Here is a 23,817-nt window from a genome sequence, read left to right on the forward strand (position 1 = left end):
ATTAAAGCTGGCATTAGCGGATAATGTCTTACGACACTCTCCGCTATTAGTAAGGCGGATAGAGCTGATAGCTATCCTCATCCATCTATATAAAACATACCGAAGTATGGTGCTGATCTATTAATGAGGGATTTCTGGGGATCCTCAGCGCTAAAGGTGCGGCTTATCAGTCCAGTCGGTGCCATGCATGCGGCGGTTACTCGTCGTTTCCGCCGCCTAGATTGCCTGCATTGAGTAGTTCAGCCAGGTTGGCTGTTGCTTCTTCCGCGCTGACCTGCGGAACAATCGGTGTTTCATCCTGCGCACGACGACGCATACGATCCTGATGATAAGCGTAACCCGTACCGGCTGGGATCAGACGGCCCACGATGACGTTCTCTTTCAGACCACGCAGTTCATCACGCTTGCCAGCAACCGCCGCTTCGGTAAGAACGCGCGTCGTTTCCTGGAACGATGCTGCAGAAATGAAGGATTCGGTCGCCAGGGAAGCCTTGGTGATACCCAACAAGTCACGTGAGAAGGTTGCCGGGATCTTACCTTCAGCTTCAAGCTGACTGTTGGCAATCTTAACGCGTGAAACTTCAGCTTGCTCGCCTTCCAGGAATTCGCTCCCCCCCGCACTGACAATGGTGCCTTTACGCAGCATCTGACGAACGATAACTTCGATATGTTTATCGTTAATCTTAACACCTTGTAGACGGTAAACTTCCTGCACTTCGTTAGTGATATAGCGGGTAACAGCATTCACACCACGCAAGCGCAGAATGTCGTGCGGAGACTCTGGGCCGTCGGAAACAACGTCACCACGTTCTACAATTTCCCCTTCAAATACGTTGAGCTGACGCCATTTCGGGATCATCTCTTCGTAAGCATCGCTACCATCCAGCGGAGAAATTACCAGCCGACGTTTGCCTTTGGTCTCTTTACCGAACGAGATAATCCCGCTGATTTCAGCCAGGATTGCCGACTCTTTCGGACGACGTGCTTCGAACAAGTCCGCAACGCGTGGCAGACCACCGGTGATATCTTTAGTACCGCCGGATTCTTGAGGAATACGCGCCAAGGTATCACCCGCACCGATCTGAATGCCGTCTTCTAGTTGCACAATCGCTTTGCCTGGCAGGAAGTATTGAGCAGGCATATCAGTACCTGGGATCAACACGTCTTCGCCTTTGGCATCAACGATTTTCAGCGCCGGACGCAAATCTTTACCGCTACCGGTACGCTCTGAGCTATCAAACACTACCAGGGAAGACAAACCGGTCAGTTCGTCGGTCTGGCGAGTAATGGTCTGGCCGTCAACCATGTCAGCGAAACGAATGAAACCACTCACTTCACTGATAACTGGCATAGTGTGTGGATCCCAGTTAGCCACCGTTTTGCCGCCATTAACTTCTTCACCGTCACCTTTGCCCATCACTGCACCGTAAGGCACTTTGTAGCTTTCTTTGGTACGGCCAAACTTGTCGATCAGCTTCAACTCGGTATTACGAGAAGTAATCACCAGCTTTCCCGCTGCATTCATAACGAACTTAACATTGTTCAGCTTCAGACTACCTCTATTCTTAACCTGAATGCTGGACTCTGCTGCCGCACGTGATGCCGCACCACCGATGTGGAAAGTACGCATCGTCAACTGGGTACCCGGCTCACCGATGGATTGTGCCGCGATAACGCCGATGGCTTCGCCCTTGTTGATGATGTGACCACGCGCCAAGTCACGACCATAGCAGTTGGCACACACACCAAAGTCAGTTTCGCAGCTCACTACTGAACGAACTTTAACGCTATCGACAGAGCTCTCTTCCAACAGATCACAAGTCTTCTCATTCAATAGGGTATTGCGTGGCACCAAAATATCAGCCGTACCCGGCTTGATGATATCTTCCGCTGTTACACGACCCAGAACGCGTTCACGCAGTGGCTCTTTAACATCGCCACCTTCAATAACCGGCGTCATCAGGATGCCGTTGTGCGTACCGCAGTCATCTTCAGTTACCACCAGGTCCTGTGCAACGTCTACCAGACGACGAGTCAAATAACCAGAGTTAGCGGTTTTCAGTGCGGTATCCGCCAAGCCTTTACGCGCACCGTGCGTCGAGATGAAGTACTGGAGTACGTTCAGACCTTCACGGAAGTTGGCGGTGATTGGCGTTTCAATGATCGAGCCGTCCGGTTTCGCCATCAGGCCACGCATACCAGCTAACTGACGGATCTGAGCAGCAGAGCCACGCGCACCGGAATCAGCCATCATAAAGATGCTGTTGAAAGAAACTTGCTGTTCCACCACGCCATCACGGTTAACTACTTCTTCGACCGATAGGTTTTCCATCATCGCTTTCGCAACACGCTCGTTCGCCGCAGCCCAAATATCGATCACTTTGTTGTAGCGTTCACCCGCAGTAACCAGACCAGACTGGAACTGCTCCTGGATCTCGGCAACTTCGGTTTCTGCCTCTTCGATGATCTCCGCTTTCTTAGCCGGAATAACCATATCATCGATACCCACTGAAGCACCAGAGCGAGCCGCATAGGCAAAACCGGTGTACATTATCTGGTCAGCAAAGATAACGGTCGGCTTAAGACCCAAGATGCGGTAACAGGTGTTCAGCATCTTGGAAATCGCTTTCTTGCCCAGAGTCTGGTTAACGATCAAGTATGGCAGACCTTTTGGCACGATCATCCACAGGATAGCTCGACCAATAGTGGTATCCACGATGTTGGTCTGTGTCGTCCATTCGCCTTCGGCGGTTTTGACGTCTTCGGTAATACGCACTTTAACCCGCGCATGCAGTGACGCCAGACCGGCGCGGTAAACACGCTCAGCTTCTTTCGAACCATTTAGCACCATGCCTTCGCCTTTGGCGTTAACACAGTCGCGGGTCATATAGTACAGACCCAATACCACGTCTTGCGAAGGAACGATGATTGGCTCGCCGTTCGCGGGTGACAGGATGTTGTTGGTAGACATCATCAGCGCACGCGCTTCTAACTGGGCTTCTAGCGTCAGCGGTACGTGAACAGCCATCTGGTCACCATCGAAGTCGGCGTTATATGCCGCACAAACCAGCGGATGCAGTTGGATCGCTTTGCCTTCGATCAGAACAGGTTCAAACGCCTGGATACCCAGACGGTGCAGGGTTGGTGCACGGTTCAGCAATACCGGGTGTTCGCGGATCACTTCGTCCAGGATATCCCAAACTACAGCCTCTTCACGCTCAACCATTTTCTTGGCGGCTTTGATGGTGGTGGCTAAGCCACGCAGCTCCAGCTTACCGTAGATGAACGGTTTGAACAGCTCCAGCGCCATTTTCTTCGGCAGGCCGCACTGATGCAGACGCAGGTAGGGACCGACGGTGATGACAGAACGGCCAGAGTAGTCAACACGTTTACCCAACAGGTTCTGACGGAAACGACCCTGCTTACCTTTGATCATATCGGCCAAAGATTTCAGAGGACGTTTGTTAGAACCGGTAATCGCACGACCGCGACGGCCGTTATCTAGCAGGGCATCTACCGCTTCTTGCAGCATACGCTTTTCGTTGCGCACAATGATGTCAGGCGCAGCCAGATCCAGCAGGCGTTTCAGACGGTTGTTACGGTTGATCACGCGGCGGTACAGATCGTTAAGATCTGATGTCGCGAAACGACCTCCATCCAGCGGAACAAGTGGCCGCAAGTCTGGCGGCAGTACCGGCAGCACGGTCAGGATCATCCACTCCGGTTTGTTGCCAGACTCCACGAACGCTTCCAGCAACTTAATACGCTTGGTCAGCTTTTTGCGCTTGGTTTCGGAGTTGGTTTCGTTTAAATCTTCACGCAGTTGCTCGCACTCGACTTCCAGATCCATGTTTTTCAACAGGGCCTGAATAGCCTCGGCACCCATTCTGGCGTCAAATTCGTCGCCGAACTCTTCCAGCGCATCCAGATATTGCTCTTCAGTCAAGATCTGACGGCGCTCAAGGTTGGTCATGCCGCCTTCAACCACCACGTAGGATTCGAAGTACAGCACGCGTTCGATATCACGCAGCGGCATATCCAGCAGTAAACCGATGCGCGAAGGCAGCGATTTCAGGAACCAGATGTGCGCAGTCGGCGAAGCTAGCTCAATGTGGCCCATGCGCTCACGGCGCACTTTGGTTTGGGTCACTTCAACGCCGCACTTCTCACAGATTACACCGCGGTGTTTTAGGCGCTTGTACTTACCGCACAGACACTCGTAGTCTTTTACCGGCCCAAAGATACGGGCGCAGAAAAGGCCGTCACGCTCAGGTTTGAACGTACGGTAGTTAATGGTTTCCGGCTTTTTAACTTCACCGAACGACCATGAACGGATAATGTCTGGTGAGGCCAGAGCAATCTTGATCGCATCAAACTCTTCGGTCTTAGTTTGCGCTTTTAAAAACTTCAATAAGTCTTTCACGGATTGGCTCCTGTCGGAGTTAAACCTGTTGGGTATCCACAACCGCAGTAGATACCCGTGTGACCTGAAAAACCACCCTCAGGCACCCTAAGGCCGGGAGCCTGAGCTGGAAACCGATTACTCGTCTTCCAGTTCTATATTGATACCGAGCGAGCGGATTTCCTTCAACAGTACATTGAAGGACTCCGGCATGCCTGGTTCCATACGGTGATTGCCATCCACGATGTTTTTGTACATCTTGGTACGGCCATTAACGTCATCCGACTTAACGGTGAGCATCTCTTGTAAGGTGTAAGCTGCGCCGTAGGCTTCCAGTGCCCACACTTCCATCTCACCGAAGCGTTGACCACCAAACTGAGCCTTGCCACCCAGTGGCTGCTGCGTCACCAAGCTGTAAGAACCGGTTGAACGGGCGTGCATTTTATCGGCAACCAAGTGGTTCAGTTTCAGCATGTACATGTAACCGACAGTAACCTGGCGTTCGAACTGCTCCCCAGTACGGCCATCGTACAGCGTAATCTGACCAGAGGTTGGGATGCCGCCCATTTCCAGAAGTTGTTTGATTTCCGTCTCTTTCGCACCATCGAACACTGGCGTTGCGATCGGCATTCCATTTTTCAGGTTCTCTGCCAGACGCAATACTTCATCGTCAGTGAAAGTGTTCAGGTCAACTTTCTGGCAAACGTCATCACCCAGATCGTAGGCCTTCTGGATGAACTCACGTAGTTTGGCCAATTCCTGTTGCTGCTTGAGTATTTGGTTGATCTTCTCACCAATGCCTTTTGCAGCCATACCCAGGTGGGTTTCCAGGATTTGGCCAATGTTCATACGTGACGGTACGCCCAGTGGATTCAGTACGATGTCTACCGGCGTGCCGTTTTCATCGTAAGGCATATCTTCGATCGGGTTGATCTTGGAAATAACACCTTTGTTACCGTGGCGACCTGCCATCTTGTCACCCGGTTGTATCTGACGTTTAACCGCCAAATAGACCTTAACGATTTTCAACACGCCGGGTGCCAAATCATCGCCTTGAGTGATCTTGCGACGCTTGGCTTCCAGCTTCTTCTCGAAATCGGATTTCAATTCGTCATATTGCTTCGCCAACTGTTCCAGTTGGTTTTGCTTTTCTTCCTCAGTCAAGCCCAGTTCCAGCCAGCGATCGCGTGGCAGCTTACTCAATGTCTCAGCTTCAACACCGCCAGCAACCAGCACCGCGTGGATACGTGCAAACAAGCCTGCTTCCAAGATCTGCAATTCTTCAGTCAGATCTTTCTTCACCTGTTTGAGCTGCATCTCTTCAATTTCCAACGCACGCTTGTCTTTTTCCACGCCATCGCGGGTGAAGACTTGCACATCGATAATCGTACCAGAGACGCCGTTGGGGGCACGCAGTGAAGAGTCTTTAACGTCGGAGGCTTTCTCCCCGAAGATCGCACGCAGCAGCTTCTCTTCCGGTGTCAGTTGAGTTTCACCCTTCGGCGTTACCTTACCAACCAGAATATCGCCACCGTTCACTTCAGCACCGATATAAACAATCCCGGATTCATCCAGTTTGGAGAGTGCAGCTTCACCCACGTTAGGGATGTCGGCAGTAATCTCTTCAGGCCCCAGCTTGGTATCACGAGATACGCATGCCAGTTCCTGAATGTGGATAGTGGTGAAGCGATCTTCTTGCACCACGCGTTCGGAGACCAAGATGGAATCTTCAAAGTTGTAGCCATTCCACGGCATGAAAGCAACACGCATGTTTTGACCCAGCGCCAGTTCACCCAGATCTGTAGATGGGCCATCCGCCAGCACGTCGCCGCGCTCAATTGGCTCCCCCAGATTAACACAAGGCATCTGGTTGATGCAGGTGTTCTGGTTGGAACGCGTGTACTTAGTCAGGTTATAAATATCGATACCTGCTTCGCCTGGATACATCTCGTCTTCGTTAACTTTGATAACGATACGGGAAGCATCCACGTACTGGATCACTCCGCCGCGTTTAGCTACGGCGGTAACGCCAGAATCAACTGCTACAGCACGTTCCATACCGGTACCGACCAGCGGCTTGTCCGCACGCAGGGTTGGTACCGCCTGACGTTGCATGTTCGCACCCATCAATGCACGGTTGGCATCATCGTGTTCCAGGAATGGGATTAGTGAAGCACCAACTGAGACAACCTGCTGGGTGGATACGTCCATATAGTCAACCTGGTCACGGCTGAACAGGCTTGATTCGCCTTTGCTGCGACAGGTAACCAGATCTTCCACGAAGCGGCAATCATCATCCAAGTTGGAATTTGCCTGAGCGATAACAAAGTTGCCTTCTTCAATAGAAGACAGATAGTTGATTTCATCGGTCACCACACCGTCACGCACGCGGCGGTACGGGGTTTCCAGGAAGCCATACTCGTTAGTCTGTGCGTACACGGACAAGGAGTTGATCAGACCGATGTTCGGCCCTTCCGGCGTCTCGATTGGGCATACGCGGCCATAGTGAGTCGGGTGTACGTCTCGAACTTCAAAGCCCGCACGTTCGCGAGTCAGGCCACCTGGACCCAGTGCGGAAATACGACGCTTATGTGTGATCTCGGACAACGGGTTGTTCTGATCCATAAATTGAGACAGTTGGCTGGAGCCGAAGAACTCTTTCACAGCCGCCGAAATCGGCTTGGCGTTGATCATATCTTGAGGCATCAGGGTGTCCAGATCGCCCAGAGACAGACGTTCTTTAACCGCACGCTCAACACGCACCAGGCCGATACGGAACTGATTCTCAGCCATTTCGCCAACAGAACGGATACGACGGTTACCCAAGTGGTCGATGTCGTCTACTTCGCCTTTACCGTTACGGATATCAATGAGCTTCTTCATCACTTCAATGATGTCGTTTTTGCTCAAGATGCCCGAGTCTTCGTTCTCGTCACGCAGCAGAGAACGGTTGAACTTCATACGGCCAACCGCAGACAGATCGTAGCGGTCTTCAGAGAAGAACAGATTCTCGAACAGGCTTTCGGCAGCTTCGCGAGTTGGCGGCTCACCAGGGCGCATCATGCGGTAAATTTCTACCAGCGCGCTCAAGCGATCGCTGCTCGGATCGACGCGTAAAGTCTCAGAGATATAGGCACCGTGATCCAGATCGTTGGTGAACAGCGTTTCGATACATTTGTGTCCCGCCTGGCTCAGTTTGGCCAGCAGATCCAGAGACAACTCCATGTTGGCGGTACAGATCAGTTCACCGGTATTGGTATCAATATAGTCCTGCGCGACCACTTTGCCCGCGATGTACTCAACCGGTACTTCAATCCTGTAAATTTCGTCTTTTTCGAGCTGACGGATATGACGCGCGGTGATGCGACGGCCTTTCTCTACGTAGATTTTGCCGCTTCCTTCGATATCGAAGGAAGCAGTTTCACCACGTAGTCGCTCTGGAACTAGCTCCATTTGCAGCTTGTTACCATGGATTTCAAAAGTGATTTTGTCAAAGAACAGGTCAAAGATCTGTTCAGTGGTGTAGTTCAATGCACGCAGGATGATGGTCGCTGGCAACTTGCGGCGACGGTCAATACGCACGAACAGGTTGTCTTTAGGGTCAAACTCAAAATCCAACCATGAACCACGGTAAGGGATGATGCGTGCGTTATACAGAACTTTACCCGATGAGTGAGTTTTCCCTTTATCGCTGTCAAAGAATACACCAGGACTGCGGTGCAACTGAGAGACGATAACCCGCTCAGTACCGTTGATAACAAAGGTACCGTTTTCGGTCATGAGCGGTATTTCGCCCATATAGACTTCTTGTTCCTTGATGTCTTTAACCGTACCTTCCGGGGCTTCACGCTCATAGATTACCAGGCGCAGTTTTACGCGCAGCGGTGCAGAGAACGTTACACCACGGATCTGGCACTCTTTGACATCGAACACCGGCTCACCAAGACGGTAGCTAACGTATTGCAGCTCCGAATTGCCACTGTAGCTTTGGATAGGGAAAACAGAACGGAAGGCGGCTTCTAGGCCATACTGCCCCTCTGGATCTTGCTCGATAAACTTCTGGAACGAGTCAAGCTGGATAGAAAGGAGGTAAGGTATGTCCAGAACTTGTGGACGCTTACCAAAATCCTTACGAATACGTTTTTTCTCGGTATAGGAGTAAACCATAGGGTTCCTCAGCTCGCTGGAAAGTCGAACCACTTTGTCCGCCCTAATAGGGAACGGCTCATGCAACACGATTTTGTCGACCGGAAAGCGGGAACACTTTCCGTAATACCTCTTTTCTATCACGCTTAAATCATTTCATTGCGGCGTGCGACAGATTTCACTGAAGCAAAAGGGACAGTATATTAAGTCGTCGATAGAAAAAGATATTAGGGTTAGCCAGTAGCCAAACTGTGGAAACTCTACCGACGCCCAACAGCGCAAAAGGGCTGGTGACCTTTTGGTCACCAGCCATCAGTCTGTTAAGACAGACTGTACTCTGAAAAGTTAATCTTATTTAACTTCAACAGAAGCACCCGCTTCTTCCAGAGATTTTTTCAAAGCATCAGCATCGTCTTTTCTGATGCCTTCTTTCAGTACTGCTGGAGCAGATTCTACTAGGTCTTTAGCTTCTTTCAGACCCAGACCAGTTGCGCCACGTACTGCTTTAATAACAGCAACTTTGTTACCGCCAACAGCAGAAAGTACGACGTCGAACTCAGTTTTTTCTTCAGCAACCTCGGCTGGGCCAGCAGCAATGGCCACGGCAGCAGCAGCAGAAACACCGAATTTTTCTTCCATAGCGGAAACCAGCTCAACAGCATCCATGACGGACATAGCGGCAACGGCTTCCAAGATTTGGTCTTTAGTGATAGACATAAAAATTGTTCCTAAAATTCAGAAATAGTTTTAATACGTTAGCAAAGGCTAAGAAAGAGAGTGTCTTATGCCGCTTCTTTCTGATCGCGTAGTGCAGCCAGAGTGCGAACCAGTTTGCCAGCAGCGGCTTCTTTTATGGTTGCCATTAGGCGAGCGATCGCTTCATCGTAAGTAGGCAGCGTCGCCAGGCGGTCAATTTGTGCCGCAGGGATCAGCTCACCTTCAAAGGCCGCAGCTTTAACCTCGAATTCTACATTCGCTTTTGCGAACTCTTTGAACAGACGAGCAGCAGTGCCCGGGTGTTCACTAGAGAATGCAATCAAGGTAGGACCGACAAACATGTCTTCCAGGCATTCGAATGGAGTGCCCTCAACTACGCGACGCATCAGGGTGTTGCGAACAACACGCATGTAAACGCCAGCTTCACGACCTGCTTTACGCAGTTCAGTCATTTTATCAACGGTAACGCCGCGATAATCCGCAACAACCGCAGACAGCGCGCCTTTGGCTACTTCGTTGACTTCAGCAACAATCGCTTGTTTGTCTAGAAGATTTAATGCCATAAGCTTTTTGCTCCTGGATTAGCCGGGGAATATCCCCGTGAACTCACTTTACTCAATACCTGGTGAAAAATAAGGCGTTGAGCACTTTAATACGGTGAGCAGAATCCAGTAAAGACCATAAAAAAATTCTCTACTCTGTCACCGTCTACGCAGGAAGGATTAAGTACCTTTCTATACACCTGCGGTCTTGGACGGAGGCCTGGATGGGCCAGGCTCTCCAACCGAAAATTATTTTCGCTTCACTATGGAAAGGCTAATAGCGAAACTTTGGGGCGTAGGATTCTAGACAAATCCCACCCCCAAGTCAAAGCGATAATCGCGAGGCGATCAGTTTGCTACAGCAGTCAAGCCGCTTTGATCGATAGCAACGCCAGCACCCATCGTGGTGGAAAGGCTAACTTTCTTGATGTACGTACCTTTAGCCTGAGATGGTTTTGCTTTTTTTAGCGCAACCAGCAGGGCCTCGAGGTTTTCTTTTAGCTTGTCTGACTCGAAATCAACCTTACCGATAGTGGTATGGATTATGCCATTTTTATCGTTACGGTAACGAACCTGCCCGGCTTTAGCGTTTTTCACCGCTTCAGCAACGTTCGAAGTCACAGTACCTACTTTCGGGTTTGGCATCAGGCCACGTGGCCCCAGGATCTGGCCCAGTTGACCGACAACGCGCATTGTATCCGGAGAAGCAATAACAACGTCGAAGTTCATTTCGCCTTTCTTGATCAAGTCTGCCAGATCGTCCATACCTACCAGCTCTGCGCCAGCGGCTTTAGCTGCTTCGGCGCTAGGGCCTTGAGTAAATACTGCAACGCGAACGCTACGACCAGTGCCATGTGGCAGAACGGTAGCGCCACGGACGTTTTGATCAGATTTACGCGCGTCGATACCCAGATTAACGGATACATCAACGCTTTCTACGAATTTAGCGGTGGCCAGCTCTTTCAGCAGAGCAACGGCTTCAGTGGTTTCATACTGTTTAGTCGCATCAACTTTGTCACGGATCACACGCATGCGCTTGGTCAGTTTAGCCATCTCTTAATCCTCCACCACCAAACCCATGGAACGAGCAGTACCTTCGATGGAGCGAGTCATCGCTTCAACGTCTGAACCAGTCATATCCGCAGCTTTTGTTTCTGCGATTTCACGTACCTCAGTACGCGTCACTTTACCGACTTTGTCTTGGTTCGGCTTGCCAGAACCAGACTTGATACCCGCCGCTTTTTTCAGCAGAACTGCTGCGGGCGGGGTTTTAGTCACAAAAGTGAAGGAGCGATCAGAATAAACGGTAATAACAACCGGGATCGGCAGACCTTTTTCAACGCTGTCAGTCCTAGCATTGAACGCCTTACAGAACTCCATGATGTTAACACCTTGCTGACCCAGAGCGGGGCCAACTGGTGGGCTTGGGTTAGCCATACCAGCTGCAACTTGCAGCTTAACGTAGGCTTGTACTTTCTTGGCCATTTAAACTTCCTCGATTTGGGTAGTATCGCCTCTTAAGAGGCTCCCCGTGTTCACCTAGCTCAGAACCATCAAGCAGGGCATCTAAAAACAAGAGGCGCAAGATTGTAGTTGAATTTCATGCCCCTGACAAGTGGGAAAACGCCGCCAGCCATTGATCAGCTCTCAACCTTTTTCAACCTGGCTAAAGTCCAGTTCCACCGGTGTCGCACGGCCAAAGATAGAAACAGAAACTTTCAGGCGGCTCTTCTCGTACTCCACTTCTTCGACCACACCGTTAAAGTCAGCAAACGGGCCATTGTTAACGCGAACCAGTTCACCTGGTTCAAACAGTGTTTTTGGACGCGGCTTATCACCCACCTGTTGCAGGCGATTCATGATCGCATCTACTTCTTTATCGCTGATCGGTGCCGGACGGTCTGAAGTACCGCCGATAAAGCCCATGACGCGTGGAACGCTACGGACCAAGTGCCAACTGGCGTCATTCATTACCATCTGCACCAATACGTAGCCAGGGAAGAACTTGCGCTCGCTCTTACGACGTTGACCACTACGGATTTCAACCACTTCTTCCGTAGGCACCATCACTTCGCCCAACAGCTCTTCCATATCGTACAGTTTGATATGTTCACGCAGCGATTGTGCTACACGACCTTCAAATCCGCAAGACACCTGAACGACGTACCAGCGTTTTTTTGGAGCTTCAGACATTTTAGAACCTCAGGCCAGTAATAAACGAGACCAAACGAACCAGAACACCATCCAGCCCCCACAGAATCATTGACATAACGGCAGTTACCGCAGCAACAATCAACGTAGTATGTAGCGTTTCCTGACGAGTTGGCCAAATCACTTTACGCACTTCGGTTCGCGCTTCGCGCGCAAAGGCAACTATGGCTTTGCCTTTGGTAGTCATCAGCGCCACTGCACCTGCAACGGTGATGGCCAGCACAACTGCCAACTCACGCAATGGCAGGCTTAAATCACGATAGTAATAGTTACCGACGATAGCCACAACCAACAGAATGGCAACGATCAGCCACTTAACCGCTTCCAGGCAGCGCCCGTGCCCTTGAGCCTCGGTATTCGCACTCATAAACCAACCTGTTACAATAATCCAAACCAAACCAGACCGATCAAATACCGTTTTGCCAGTATCTAGGCATATACGCTATGACACATTAGCCAAAAATTTTAAGAGCCTATCTCACTAATGATTGTGCAAGATCGCTGGTGAGGTGTGTTCTTGTTCACAGCGTAGAAGTAGGGCATCAAATAATGCCCCTTTTCCGTGCGTCGCGTCAAACGTTATCAGCGATTAGGCGATAACTTTAGCAACAACACCGGCACCAACGGTACGACCACCTTCACGGATGGCGAAACGCAGGCCGTCATCCATCGCGATTGGGTGTATCATGGTGACTTTCATGTTAACGTTATCACCTGGCATGACCATCTCGACACCTTCTGGCAGCTCAATGGTGCCGGTTACGTCAGTGGTACGGAAGTAGAACTGCGGGCGGTAGCCTTTGAAGAATGGCGTGTGCCGACCACCTTCCTCTTTACTTAGGATGTACACTTCTGAATCAAACTGAGTGTGAGGCTTAATGGAGCCTGGTTTAGCCAGAACTTGACCACGTTCGATATCTTCACGCTTGATACCACGCAGCAGAACACCCACGTTCTCGCCGGCACGGCCTTCGTCCAGCAGTTTGCGGAACATTTCAACGCCGGTACAGGTAGACTTAACGGTGTTTTTAATACCAACAATTTCAACTTCTTCGCCAACTTTGATGATGCCGCGCTCAACACGACCAGTGACAACGGTACCACGACCAGAAATGGAGAATACATCTTCGATCGGCAGAAGGAACGGCTTGTCTATAGCGCGCTTTGGCTCTGGGATATAAGAATCCAGTGCTTCGGCCAGCTCGATGATTTTAGCTTCCCACTCCGCATCGCCTTCCAGCGCTTTCAGCGCAGAGCCACGAATCACCGGCAAATTATCACCAGGGAAGTCGTAAGCAGACAGCAGTTCACGAACTTCCATTTCTACCAATTCCAACAATTCTTCATCATCGACCATATCGCACTTATTCATGAATACGATGATGAAAGGAACGCCAACCTGACGACCCAGCAGAATGTGCTCACGGGTCTGAGGCATTGGGCCGTCAGTCGCAGCAACTACTAATATAGCACCGTCCATCTGAGCAGCACCGGTGATCATATTTTTCACGTAATCGGCGTGCCCTGGGCAGTCAACGTGTGCGTAGTGGCGTGTCGGGGTGTCATATTCAACGTGAGAAGTGTTGATGGTGATACCACGCGCTTTTTCTTCTGGTGCGTTATCAATTTGGTCGAAAGCGCGTGCGGAACCGCCGTAAGTTTTAGCCAAAACAGTGGTGATCGCGGCAGTCAGGGTGGTTTTACCGTGGTCAACGTGGCCGATAGTACCGACGTTAACGTGCGGTTTTGTACGTTCAAACTTTTCTTTAGACATCGATTGTCCCTCTAAGACACGGATAAATCGGTGGTATCACCACATCAACCAGGCATTTGCTCATTGAATTCAGAACAGAAAGAAAATCATAGGCAAGAAGAGTGGCACAAGTGATGACTAGTAGGCAGATTCCAACTGCCGACCTCACCTTTACCAAGGGTGCGCTCTACCGGCTGAGACATATCAGCACATCTTGGAGCGGGCAGTGGGAATCGAACCCACATCATCAGCTTGGAAGGCTGAGGTAATAGCCATTATACGATGCCTGCATCCTGGAACTTGGCTACCAGATTTTTCTGTAAAATTTAGGGGTAGAGCAAGATTGTTGGTCACTTGGCTCTTATATCTTTCGAGCCGACTGTATTTATCTCAGCAAAACTGAATCTCGCTAAAGACTTTTTGCCTTTCCCTTTCGCATTGAACTAGTTTCTGCGAGATTTACTGCTCTTCAGTCAATTGCCAAAGGCAAGATTTGGTGGTGGGGGAAGGATTCGAACCTTCGAAGTCTGTGACGGCAGATTTACAGTCTGCTCCCTTTGGCCGCTCGGGAACCCCACCAGCTTTTAATTATTGCAACTTGAATGGTGCCGGCTACCGGAATCGAACTGGTGACCTACTGATTACAAGTCAGTTGCTCTACCAACTGAGCTAAGCCGACATCAAGTGAAGATTATTTTAGGTAGAGCTGTCGGCCTATGCAACAAAAAAATTGCGTTACGCACACTTTCGCTCATAAATTAGCCAATTTAGCATACTGTCTTACAATTCATTATCCACGACGTACAAACATTCATCAATCGCAGTCATCACTCTATACAATTTTGCTCACCTTTTACCAGCGTTGCACCACCTCTTATCCGTGTTGGTCGTCCCAAATCGATTAAGCCGGGGTGCCAAACCGTTAGCGGGATCAATACACCAGAAAAGTGAAATCTACCCTGTGCCAAAGCATTAACGGCCACCAAGCCCCACCTCTGTTGTCACTGCCGCACGATTTAATATTCTGGCTCAGTTATTGATTTTTTCATGATTCCCCCTTCATCTAGGTGAAATGACCTATGAAAAGTGTGTTGATAAACGCCACCACGCTGCCCATTTACCACGATATACTGTCCCACCTGTTGACTGATGCGGTCACACATGGCACTTCGATGGACTATGACACGCAGATCCTGCATGAAGATACCGAAAGCTATTTCCACAACCTGAAACAGACGCTCAACAGGGGGAGAATGCTGCTAGGAATCGCTAGAGACGAACGCAGCGTCATCGATACTATGCAACTGGCACTGTGTCCAAAACCCAACGGTCCCAGCCGTATGAAGGTTTAAAAGCTGTTGGTTCATAGCCACGCGCAACATAACAGCCTGTTATACCGGCTCCGCATCAGAAACGCTGTACCACTGCTGTCTGGTAGATCTGCCCGACTACGCCGCCATCCCGATGGCTACTCTCACCCGACGGTGATTTATTATCAATGTTAACCAGCTTTCCCGCGCCATCACCAACTAAATACCTGCGCCAAATAGTAGATCACTGAAGAAACTCAATCCGGTTTGAGCGATCTGATCAATCGCCAAACATCACAGCCCCTCACAACCGGACTGAGTAATGCCGATCATAGCACCCATCCCCCGAAATGAACGACGTCAGATGCAAAAAATTATCCAGAAAACACCAGATAAAAATTATGCCAGACGCCTTATCGCCATGTTGATGTTACACCGTGGCAACACGCTGACTTACCTAGGTAAAACCTTATGTGCCGCCCGTTCCTCTGCCGGACAATGGGTTAATTTGTTCACATTGGGCGGCTATGAAGGATTAGCAAGCCTTTCACCTAGACGCCCCCGAAAATGGCCCACAGAGGCGATGTTGAAGATGCTTGATTTGCTCGTTCAGCATTCCCCACAGGACTTTGGCTATCTGCGTTCTCGGTGGAATACTGAGATGTTAAAGATTAAAATTAATAAATTATTTAACTCGACGTTACATCCTGGCTCACTTCGGCGCTGGTTGCCGAGAGCTGGTATTCTGCTGCGTAGAGTGGCTGCAACTTTGCACATCCGAGATCCTTATAAAGAGGAAAAACTGGCGGCTATTGAGGCGTTGTTGAATAAATCGAACTTTTGGCCGGCACGAGGATCAGATCACTCTCCTTCTGTCAACATAGCGACATTCCGTGGCCCAGTAAAAGTTCAACATCACCAACTGGAAGGCTTACAACAACGCCCTTATCACTCGGGGTTTACTCACTTGCTGGGGGGATGAAACGGCACTTCACGCCTGGTACTGCGAGGCAAAACCTTCTCTGCGTGGTCGCTCACCACATTATTCCGATATGGCAATCACCAGCGTATTGATGCTGAAACGGATTTTCGGCCTGACACTTCGCGCCCTCCAGGGCTTCGTCGACTCCATTGTCACACTGATTAAAGTGCCGTTGAACTGCCCGGACGACACCTGTATCAGTAAGCGGGCGAAGTCCGGCCATGTCCCGTTTAAAACCCCAACGCCGGGTGAAATTGCGCACCTCGTTATCGACTCTAGCGGGCTCAACATGTTGGGTGAAGGGGAGTGGATGGTAAAAAAACACGGTCAGGAAAAACGGCGGATCTGGCGAAAACTGCATTTGGCCGTAGATACAGAAACACATGAGGTCATCTGTGCTGACCTTTCCTTGAGCAATGTCACCGATATGGAAGCCTTCCCAGGTCTCATCCGTCAGAGGCACCGTAAAATCAAAGTCGCCTCGGCGGATCGGGCTTAGGATACGCGAGTGTGTGATGATGAGTTAAGGCGCAAGAGGCTCAGGGCGTTAATACCGCCCAGCAGCGGAGCCCGTTATTGGTCGGCAGACTATGCAGAGCGAAATCAAGCGGTGGTGAACCAGCGCCTTACCGGAGACAACACACGGTGGAAAAGTATCACAGGCTACCACAGACGTTCGGTAGCGGCAACAGCGAGGTATAGAGTAAAACAGCTATTTGGTGGTCACCTGTCGCTGCGATATTATGATGGGCAAGTTGCAGAGGCGCTGGCCATGATCTGTGCATTAAACAAGATGCCGCTCGCCGGTATGCCAGAAAGTGTACGCCTTGCCTGAAAGATGCCCATTCAGGGGACTCTTTATTCCAAATCCGATTTATTTAGCAAAGCCGCCTCAAGACTCTGTAGCGAGTGCAATCATCAACAGAGGTGTACTGTTACAAGCCGGGGCCAATTTTACAGGTATCCATCTTAACCCGATCACCAGGAACAGGGCGTTCGTCGCGAATGAAATCAGCTTTACGCCGAAATTTAACAACTGTCTTAACCTGATGCTGGCAAAGAACATTGTGGATCGTAGCTATCGCCAGAGAGAAGGAATGAAGCCGCTTTAACTCACTCTGAATGCGTCTTGCTCCTAGATTTCGCCGGGAAGGTAACTCCAGAATCAGAGCGACTTCGCCAGCACTGGTTTTCGTTGATGGAGAGTTTTTAGGGCGACGACTGTGGCTTTCCAGTCCTGCCCTGTTCCAGATACCTTCGCCACTATTTATGCAATCTTGGGCGGGAAATGCCGCAGTGACGGCATACAAGTCCCGCATCACCAGATATTTCATAAAGTTTAACCCACTGTAGCCGCTGCTAAATTTCCTTGTTCATGGTGAGTCGTGATAGTGCAAAGATGTCTATGAATCACACACCTAATGGAATAGGTTCTAAATTCCATCTTAGATCTCGATACTCTGAAGGCTCATACTATTAAGCGACATTTTTGCGTAATTCAATAAGTTATCTTCTTAACGTACGTTCTCGTTCCGTTGGCCCTCAAACCCCCAAATCAATTTGACTGGTATACTCCTTTAGGGCAGGCAAGATGTCAGCGCAACGTGTTCTAGCTGCTGGATTATTTGGCACTATACTCTGTATTGGCATGATTCAATATGGAAGGAGTATGCTTATTGCTTACCAACACATTCTCATTGCGGTAGATCTATCCCCAGAAAGCAAAATTTTGGTAGAGAAAGCCGTAACTATGGCGCGACCATATAACGCGAAAGTCTCTCTGATCCACGTAGATGTTAATTATTCTGACCTATACACTGGCCTGATTTACGTCAACCTAGGCAACATGCAGCAACGCATCTCCGAGGAAACCCACCAGGCATTGACCAAACTGTCGCACAATGCTGGCTACCCAATTACCGAAACTCTCAGCGGTAGCGGCGATTTGGTACAGGTACTGGTGGATGTCATCAAGAAATACGATATGGATCTGCTGCTATGCGGCCACCATCAGGACTTCTGGAGTAAGCTGATGTCTTCTGCACGCCAACTGATCAACAGCGTACATATCGATATGCTAATCGTGCCGCTGCGCAATAATGAAGAAGAGATGGAGCAGGATGTGCTGCAACCGGCATCAAAGGTGATTTTGGGCGTTGTTGAATGTATGTGTGATTTCCGTGTGCCTATTTTCGACAACGCCTGTTTTTGCCGCCGATAAAGATGAGATCATCGTGGTTGCCAAAGTGACCGGCATTCCATGGTTCAACCGCATGGAAGTAGGTATCAACCAGGCGGCGAAAAATCTCGACGTCAACACCTGACAGGCCAGCCCCTCTATACCAACCCCAGCCGCACGGGTCAAGGTGATTGAGGATCTGAACGCCAAAAAAATCAACACCATCATCCTAGTGCCGAACATTGCCGAAGTGTTGGAGCCGGTGCTAGAAAAGTGCGCGACAAAGGCATCGTAGTGCTGACTTATGGATCTCTAGACCCTCAGGTCAGCCAGTGGGATCGGCAGCGAGAAGTACGCGCAGGCCAACTAAAAGACATGGGTGACAAAGGTGGCTATGCGATCTACGTTGACGCACTGACCGTACCGCTGCACAACGCCTGGGCCGATTCAGCCATCAACTATCAGAAAGCAAAATACCCGAAAATGTTTGAAGTCACCTCGCGCCTTCCGGTGGCGTCTCGATCGTCGGACTGTGCGCTGCTGGCCGTACCGAGCTGCGCCTCAGCCTGTTCGGCATGGCCCGCCCCGATAGCGGGAGATCAGGGTGGGGGGCCAGCCAGTGCAGCTGCACAACAGTCGCGAAGCGGTGCGTCACGGCATCAGCTAGGTGCCGGAGGATCGCCGAGGCGGTGAATGGATAAATCATTACTGGCCCGTCTGCGCGGCAAAGGTTATAGCGGCATGTAGATATCGAAGCGGTGGCTTTTAGTCAAGGTGGCGGCATGGGCTGGCACGTTGCCCAGCGGTGGCGCGTAGTCCGGGCGTTTCACTACGATGCGCTTGGTCGCCAGCCGACGCGCCGGAGCTAGCAACCCATCGGCGTCATCGTCGCTGCCTACCAGCGATTGAAATACCCGCATTTCTTTCTTCACCAGCGCGCTTTTCTGCTTATGTGGGTACATCGGATCAAGGTACACCACCTCTGGTCGCGGGGCGAGATCGGCCAGCGCCGTCAGGCTGGTGGCATGCACCAACGTCAAACGCTCACGCAGCCACGGGCCAATTACCGCATCCTGATAGCCGCGTTGCAGGCCGTCATCCAGCAATGCGGCCACTACCGGGTGGCGTTCTAGCATTCTTACCCGGCAAGCCAATGCTGCCAGCACAAAGGCATCGCGCCCCAAGCCAGCAGTGGCGTCTACCACATCCGGCAGTCCGCTACCCTTTAGGCCGACCGCTCTAGCCACCGCTTCACCACAGCCTCCACCAAAACGACGCCGATGCGCCAGAGTTCCGGACACGAAATCGACGTAGATCGCGCCCAGTTTAAGTTCGTCACGCTTGCGCAGTTCCAATCGTTCCGGGGTCAGCACCAGCGCCATCGGCGCATCGTCGTCCGAGGTCAACTGCCAACGCTGTGCCAAAATAGATAAGGTGCCGGGATCGACACCTGCTTCACAGCTTAAGTACACCCTCACCTGCCGGGTTATCCTATAAGACCGTAATGGCGTAGCATGGCATCCAACTGCGGTTCGTGGCCACGGAAGCGTTTAAACAGTACCATCGGCTCTTCCGAACCACCGCGCGACAGGATTGTGTCAAGGAAGGATTGGCCGGTTTCGGCGTTGAAGATGCCCTCTTCTTCGAAACGCGAGTAAGCATCAGCCGACAGCACTTCTGCCCACAGGTAGCTGTAGTAGCCCGCCGCGTAGCCGCCAGCGAAAATATGGCTGAAGGCATGTGGAAAGCGGCCCCAGCTTGGTGAAGGTACTACCGCCACCCTTTTATTAACTTCCGCCAACGTTGGCAAGATTTGCGCGCCGCTTGAAGGGCTGTATTCGAAATGTATGAGGAAATCGAACAGCCCGAACTCTAACTGACGCAGGATAAATAGCGCCGCCTGATAGTTCTTGGCTGCCAGCAGCTTATCGAGCATTTCTTGCGGCAGAGGTTCGCCGCTTTGGTAATGGCCGGAGATAAACGCTAATGCTTCCGCTTCCCAGCACCAGTTTTCCATAAACTGGCTTGGCAGTTCGACCGCATCCCACGGCACCCCGCTGATACCCGATACCCCAGCGGTGTCGATTTGGGTCAGCATATGGTGCAGGCCGTGGCCGAACTCGTGGAACAGCGTAGTCACTTCGTTATGGGTAAACAGCGCCGACTGGTCGCCCAGCGGACGGTTAAAGTTGCAGGTTAGGTAGGCGACCGGCTTTTGCAGCGTGCCGTCTGCCTTGCGCAGGCTGCCGGCACAATCGTCCATCCAGGCACCACCGCGTTTGTTTTCACGCGCGTACAGATCAAGGTAGAAGCTGCCGCGCAGTTCGCCGTTGGCGTCGAATAGATCGAAGAAGCGCACGTCAGGATGCCAGGTATCCACCCCGCTGCGCTCTTTGGCAGTGATGCCGTAGATACGTTTCACCACCTCGAACAGCCCTTCGACCACCCGTTGCTCCGGGAAGTACGGGCGCAGTTGCTCGTCGCTGATGGAGAACAGGTGTTGTTTTTGTTTTTCGCCATAATAGGTAATATCCCAGGCTTCTAGTTCGTCCACGCCGTAATGTTGTTTGGCAAAGATGCGCAGTTGCGCCAGTTCCTGCTCGGCCTGCGGACGGGCGCGCTTGGCCAAATCGTTCAGGAAGCTGATCACCCGTTGCGGGCTTTCCGCCATCTTGGTTGCCAGCGATTTGTCAGCGTATGTCTCAAAGCCAAGCAGTTGGGCCAGTTCGTGGCGCAGCGCCAGCGTTTCCGCCATCACTGCACTGTTATCCCATTTGCCGGCGTTCGGCCCCTGATCCGAAGCGCGGGTAGCGAAGGCGCGGTACATCTCTTCACGCAACGCACGGTTGTCGGCGTAGGTGAGCACCGGCAGATAACTCGGCATATCCAACGTCAGCAACCAGCCTTCTTGCTCTTTGGCTTGTGCCATTGCCTGTGCCAAGACTCTGGCCGGCAAGCCACTCAGTTCGGTTTGGTCAGTAATCAGTATGCTCCAATCCATGGTGGCATCGAGCACGTTGTTGCTGTAGGTAGAACCCAGTTCGGATAGCCGTGCGACGATCTCACCGTAGCGCTGCTGTTTGTCCGCCGACAGGCCGATGCCCGATAGCTCAAAGTCACGCAGCGCGTTTTCCACCGATTTGCGTTGCGGTGCGCTCAGTTGGCTGAAGGCCGCCCCCTCTTTCAAGCTACGATAGGCTTGATAAAGCCCTTCGTGCTGGCCTACCCAGGTGCCGTATTCCGATAGCAGCGGCAGTGCCTGCTCATAGGCAGCACGCAGTTCCGGGCTGTTTTTCACCGAGTTCAGATGCCCAACCGGCGACCACATGCGCGATAGGCGATCGTCCGACTCCGCCAGCGGCTGACACAGGTTATCCCAGGTGAACGGCCCCGGCTCCGCGACCACGCTCTCTACAGCAGCACGGCAGTCTGCCAATTCGGATTGTATCGCAGGCACGATATCTTCAGGGCGGATCGCCGAAAACGGCGGTAGGAAAAACGGGGTCAGCAACGGATTCGTCATAGAGCAGTCCTGATTAGTGTTATCGCCCACCATAGCGGGCAAGCCATAAAATGCAGATGAAAGATTAACATGGAGCTATGCAACAGGAAAATCAATGCCCGGCGTTGTTGATAGTGCCTACGGCAACGCAGTTCATTTTTTTCCAGCTAGACAGTTTATACTGCACAGATTATCAGCCTTATTGAAAGCTCCGTCTGCGGAGTACAAGGAATTGCCCCCGCCATGTTAAGTTATAGCCATAGTTTCCACGCTGGCAACCACGCCGATGTGCTCAAACACAGCGTCCAGAGCCTGATCATTGAGTCGCTTAAAGAGAAAGAAAAACCCTTCTTCTATCTGGATACTCACTCAGGCGCGGGGCGCTATCAGTTGCGTAGTGAGCACGCCGAACGCACTCGCGAATACCAGGAAGGTATCGGCCTGCTATGGCAACGCAAAGATCTGCCAGAAGAACTGGCTGCCTACATGAGCGTCGTGCACAATTTTAACCGCTCCGGCACGCTGCGCTACTATCCCGGCTCCCCGCTGATCGCCCGCCAACTGCTGCGTCCGCAGGATAAGATCTACCTGACCGAACTGCACCACAGTGATTTCCCGCTGCTAAGCAGCGAATTTCAGAAAGATGAGCGCGCCAAAGTGCAGCGTGCCAACGGTTACCAACAGTTGAAATCCCAATTGCCGCCACCATCACGCCGTGGGCTGATCCTGATAGATCCACCCTACGAGATAAAAACGGATTATCAGGAGGTGATTAAAGGCATTCAGGAAGGCTATAAGCGCTTCGCCACCGGCAGCTATGCGCTATGGTATCCAGTGGTAATACGTCAGCAGATCAAACGCATGCTGAAAGAGCTGAAGGCCACCGGTATCCGCCGAATTCTACAAATCGAATTGGCAGTGAAACCCGATAGTGACCAACGAGGCATGACCGCTTCCGGTATAATCGTCATTAACCCGCCGTGGAAGTTGGAACAGCAGATGCGCACCGTGCTACCATGGCTACACAATGCGTTGGTTCCCTCCGGTATAGGCCACTATTTAGTGGACTGGGTGGTGCCGGAATAATGGCATCCAGGCGCAATACGCCGTGCCTATTGCAGCCATCGATGCAACCTTTGCGACAAACCCACATTAAGCTTTAAACTCTTTCCTCTTCGAATTTCACAACTCATGGAAATCACAGATGACGAAACATTACGATTATCTAGCAATTGGCGGGGGAAGCGGTGGTACCGCATTGATCAACCGGGCAGCCATGTACGGCCAAAAATGCGCACTGATTGAAGCCAAGGAACTGGGCGTCACCTGCGTCAACGTGGGTTGTGTACCGAAAAAATTCATGTGGCATGCGGCGCAGATCGCCGATACCATCCATCAATACGGCGCGGATTATGGCTTTGAAACTACTGCGCCTTTGACTGGAAGAGACTGGTCGCCAACCGCAGCGCATATATCGACCGTATTCATCGTTCCTACGACAATGTACTCGGCAAGAATCAGGTTGATGTGATGAAGGGCTTCGCACGCTTTGTCTATGTCCATACCGTAGAAGTGAACGGCGGCCGCCACCGCCGATCACATCCTGATCTCCACTGGCGGCCGCCCAAGCCACCTGGATATTCTGGGTAAGGAATACGGCATCGACTCCGATGGCTTCTTTAAACTGGATTCCATGCCAAAACGCGTCGCCATCGTGGGCGCTGGCTATATCGCTGTCGAGATCGCCGGGGTGCTGAACGCACTGGGCGCGGAGACACATTTGTTCGTGCGTAAGCAAGCACCGCTGCGCGCCTTCGACCAAATGCTCGTCGAAACCATGGTGGAAGTGATGAGCACCGAAGGGCCATGTCTATACACTGAATCAGTGCCGAAAGCGCTCGTCAAAAACACCGATGGCAGCCTGACACTGCAACTGGAGAACGGCCAAGAATTTATCGTTGAAAGCTTGATCTGGGCTATCGGCCCCCAACCAGCGACCGACAACCTGAACCTGGCCGTCACCGGGGTGAAAACCTCAGATTTGGAATAAAAGAGTCCCGTGAATGGGCATCT

At 51.4% G+C, this 23,817-nt stretch carries 14 protein-coding genes, 4 tRNA genes and 7 pseudogenes; 9 read left to right on the top strand and 16 right to left on the bottom strand.

The genetic code is table 11. From position 1 onward, the window contains the following. Positions 1-196: 196 nt before the first annotated feature. The 13 genes from rpoC to AACL06_RS04105 all read right to left on the bottom strand — a co-directional run bounded on the left by rpoC (position 197) and on the right by AACL06_RS04105 (position 14,450). On the bottom strand, positions 197-4,423 hold the full coding sequence (gene rpoC / locus AACL06_RS04045) for a DNA-directed RNA polymerase subunit beta' (RefSeq protein WP_339038017.1): 4,227 nt from the start codon (positions 4,421-4,423) through the stop codon (positions 197-199). A gap of 117 nt (positions 4,424-4,540) precedes the next feature. Then, positions 4,541-8,569, bottom strand: coding sequence for a DNA-directed RNA polymerase subunit beta (gene rpoB, locus AACL06_RS04050; protein WP_339038274.1), 4,029 nt, complete (start codon positions 8,567-8,569; stop codon positions 4,541-4,543). Between the two features lie 330 nt (positions 8,570-8,899). Then, positions 8,900-9,265 carry a 50S ribosomal protein L7/L12 gene (rplL, locus tag AACL06_RS04055; RefSeq protein ID WP_339038019.1) on the bottom strand — a complete coding sequence of 122 codons (366 nt, stop codon included), beginning with the start codon at positions 9,263-9,265 and terminating at the stop codon, positions 8,900-8,902. A 65-nt stretch (positions 9,266-9,330) separates the two neighbouring features. Continuing rightward, a complete protein-coding gene (gene rplJ / locus AACL06_RS04060) occupies positions 9,331-9,828 on the bottom strand; it encodes a 50S ribosomal protein L10 (protein WP_339038021.1) in 498 nt (165 codons plus the stop codon). A 327-nt stretch (positions 9,829-10,155) separates the two neighbouring features. Next, on the bottom strand, positions 10,156-10,860 hold the full coding sequence (gene rplA / locus AACL06_RS04065; RefSeq protein WP_339038023.1) for a 50S ribosomal protein L1: 705 nt from the start codon (positions 10,858-10,860) through the stop codon (positions 10,156-10,158). A gap of 3 nt (positions 10,861-10,863) precedes the next feature. Beyond that, a complete protein-coding gene (gene rplK / locus AACL06_RS04070) occupies positions 10,864-11,292 on the bottom strand; it encodes a 50S ribosomal protein L11 (RefSeq protein WP_339038024.1) in 429 nt (142 codons plus the stop codon). Between the two features lie 162 nt (positions 11,293-11,454). Then, positions 11,455-12,000 (bottom strand): transcription termination/antitermination protein NusG, encoded by a 546-nt coding sequence (gene nusG, locus AACL06_RS04075; protein ID WP_339038025.1) that lies wholly within the window; start codon positions 11,998-12,000, stop codon positions 11,455-11,457. A 1-nt stretch (position 12,001) separates the two neighbouring features. Beyond that, complete coding sequence (secE, locus tag AACL06_RS04080) at positions 12,002-12,385, bottom strand: preprotein translocase subunit SecE (RefSeq protein ID WP_339038276.1); 384 nt, start codon at positions 12,383-12,385, stop codon at positions 12,002-12,004. A 222-nt stretch (positions 12,386-12,607) separates the two neighbouring features. Next, positions 12,608-13,792: an elongation factor Tu gene (gene tuf, locus AACL06_RS04085; protein WP_339038027.1), complete on the bottom strand. Its 1,185-nt coding sequence runs from the start codon at positions 13,790-13,792 to the stop codon at positions 12,608-12,610. A 115-nt stretch (positions 13,793-13,907) separates the two neighbouring features. Continuing rightward, a tRNA-Thr gene (locus AACL06_RS04090) sits at positions 13,908-13,980 on the bottom strand. Between the two features lie 6 nt (positions 13,981-13,986). Further along, positions 13,987-14,061 (bottom strand) — tRNA-Gly (locus tag AACL06_RS04095). A gap of 204 nt (positions 14,062-14,265) precedes the next feature. After that, positions 14,266-14,350 (bottom strand) — tRNA-Tyr (locus AACL06_RS04100). 24 nt (positions 14,351-14,374) lie between these two features. After that, positions 14,375-14,450 (bottom strand) — tRNA-Thr (locus AACL06_RS04105). Positions 14,451-14,913: 463 nt separating this feature from the next. On the opposite strand from AACL06_RS04105, the gene AACL06_RS04110 reads away from it, so the two are divergent. The 4 genes and pseudogenes from AACL06_RS04110 to AACL06_RS04125 all read left to right on the top strand — a co-directional run bounded on the left by AACL06_RS04110 (position 14,914) and on the right by AACL06_RS04125 (position 16,898). Then, a complete protein-coding gene (locus AACL06_RS04110; protein WP_339038028.1) occupies positions 14,914-15,123 on the top strand; it encodes a hypothetical protein in 210 nt (69 codons plus the stop codon). Positions 15,124-15,403: 280 nt separating this feature from the next. Continuing rightward, positions 15,404-15,913 (top strand): annotated as a pseudogene (locus AACL06_RS04115) (IS630 family transposase); the annotation flags it as partial. After that, entirely contained in the window at positions 15,902-16,063 is a 162-nt protein-coding gene (locus AACL06_RS04120; RefSeq protein WP_339038499.1) for a hypothetical protein, read from the top strand. The pseudogene AACL06_RS04115 and the gene AACL06_RS04120, both read left to right, overlap by 12 nt. After that, a pseudogene (locus tag AACL06_RS04125) lies at positions 15,996-16,898 on the top strand (IS5 family transposase). The gene AACL06_RS04120 and the pseudogene AACL06_RS04125 overlap by 68 nt, the downstream one beginning before the upstream one ends. A gap of 103 nt (positions 16,899-17,001) precedes the next feature. Here AACL06_RS04125 and AACL06_RS04130 read toward each other — a convergent pair. Next, positions 17,002-17,392: pseudogene (locus tag AACL06_RS04130) on the bottom strand (IS481 family transposase); the annotation flags it as partial. Between the two features lie 346 nt (positions 17,393-17,738). Between AACL06_RS04130 and uspA the strand changes: the two are divergent. The 3 pseudogenes from uspA to AACL06_RS04145 all read left to right on the top strand — a co-directional run. Beyond that, a pseudogene (uspA, locus tag AACL06_RS04135) lies at positions 17,739-18,173 on the top strand (universal stress protein UspA); the annotation flags it as partial. Positions 18,174-18,219: 46 nt separating this feature from the next. Continuing rightward, positions 18,220-18,758, top strand: a pseudogene (locus AACL06_RS04140) (substrate-binding domain-containing protein); the annotation flags it as partial. Beyond that, a pseudogene (locus AACL06_RS04145) lies at positions 18,758-18,903 on the top strand (sugar ABC transporter ATP-binding protein); the annotation flags it as partial. The pseudogenes AACL06_RS04140 and AACL06_RS04145, both read left to right, overlap by 1 nt. A gap of 70 nt (positions 18,904-18,973) precedes the next feature. Here AACL06_RS04145 and rsmJ read toward each other — a convergent pair. After that, positions 18,974-19,720, bottom strand: a complete 747-nt coding sequence (gene rsmJ, locus AACL06_RS04150; protein WP_339038030.1) for a 16S rRNA (guanine(1516)-N(2))-methyltransferase RsmJ — start codon at positions 19,718-19,720, stop codon at positions 18,974-18,976. Between the two features lie 8 nt (positions 19,721-19,728). Next, on the bottom strand, positions 19,729-21,765 hold the full coding sequence (gene prlC / locus AACL06_RS04155; RefSeq protein ID WP_339038031.1) for an oligopeptidase A: 2,037 nt from the start codon (positions 21,763-21,765) through the stop codon (positions 19,729-19,731). 222 nt (positions 21,766-21,987) lie between these two features. Between prlC and AACL06_RS04160 the strand changes: the two genes are divergently transcribed. Further along, positions 21,988-22,830: a 23S rRNA (adenine(2030)-N(6))-methyltransferase RlmJ gene (locus tag AACL06_RS04160; RefSeq protein ID WP_339038033.1), complete on the top strand. Its 843-nt coding sequence runs from the start codon at positions 21,988-21,990 to the stop codon at positions 22,828-22,830. A 118-nt stretch (positions 22,831-22,948) separates the two neighbouring features. Continuing rightward, positions 22,949-23,785, top strand: a pseudogene (locus AACL06_RS04165) (FAD-dependent oxidoreductase); the annotation flags it as partial. Positions 23,786-23,817 lie beyond the last annotated feature (32 nt).

Source organism: Serratia symbiotica (Periphyllus acericola) (genome assembly GCF_964019515.1).
GTDB lineage: Bacteria > Pseudomonadota > Gammaproteobacteria > Enterobacterales > Enterobacteriaceae > Serratia > Serratia symbiotica_D.

What these genes read in the sequence shown, in the direction of transcription:
- rpoB (WP_339038274.1), bottom strand. Translation starts at nt 8,569, where the DNA reads ATGGTTTACTCCTATACCGAGAAAAAACGTATTCGTAAGGATTTTGGT.
- rplL (WP_339038019.1), bottom strand. Translation starts at nt 9,265, where the DNA reads ATGTCTATCACTAAAGACCAAATCTTGGAAGCCGTTGCCGCTATGTCC.
- rplJ (WP_339038021.1), bottom strand. Translation starts at nt 9,828, where the DNA reads ATGGCATTAAATCTTCTAGACAAACAAGCGATTGTTGCTGAAGTCAAC.
- rplA (WP_339038023.1), bottom strand. Translation starts at nt 10,860, where the DNA reads ATGGCTAAACTGACCAAGCGCATGCGTGTGATCCGTGACAAAGTTGAT.
- rplK (WP_339038024.1), bottom strand. Translation starts at nt 11,292, where the DNA reads ATGGCCAAGAAAGTACAAGCCTACGTTAAGCTGCAAGTTGCAGCTGGT.
- nusG (WP_339038025.1), bottom strand. Translation starts at nt 12,000, where the DNA reads ATGTCTGAAGCTCCAAAAAAACGCTGGTACGTCGTTCAGGTGTCTTGC.
- secE (WP_339038276.1), bottom strand. Translation starts at nt 12,385, where the DNA reads ATGAGTGCGAATACCGAGGCTCAAGGGCACGGGCGCTGCCTGGAAGCG.
- tuf (WP_339038027.1), bottom strand. Translation starts at nt 13,792, where the DNA reads ATGTCTAAAGAAAAGTTTGAACGTACAAAACCGCACGTTAACGTCGGT.
- prlC (WP_339038031.1), bottom strand. Translation starts at nt 21,765, where the DNA reads ATGACGAATCCGTTGCTGACCCCGTTTTTCCTACCGCCGTTTTCGGCG.
- AACL06_RS04160 (WP_339038033.1), top strand. Translation starts at nt 21,988, where the DNA reads ATGTTAAGTTATAGCCATAGTTTCCACGCTGGCAACCACGCCGATGTG.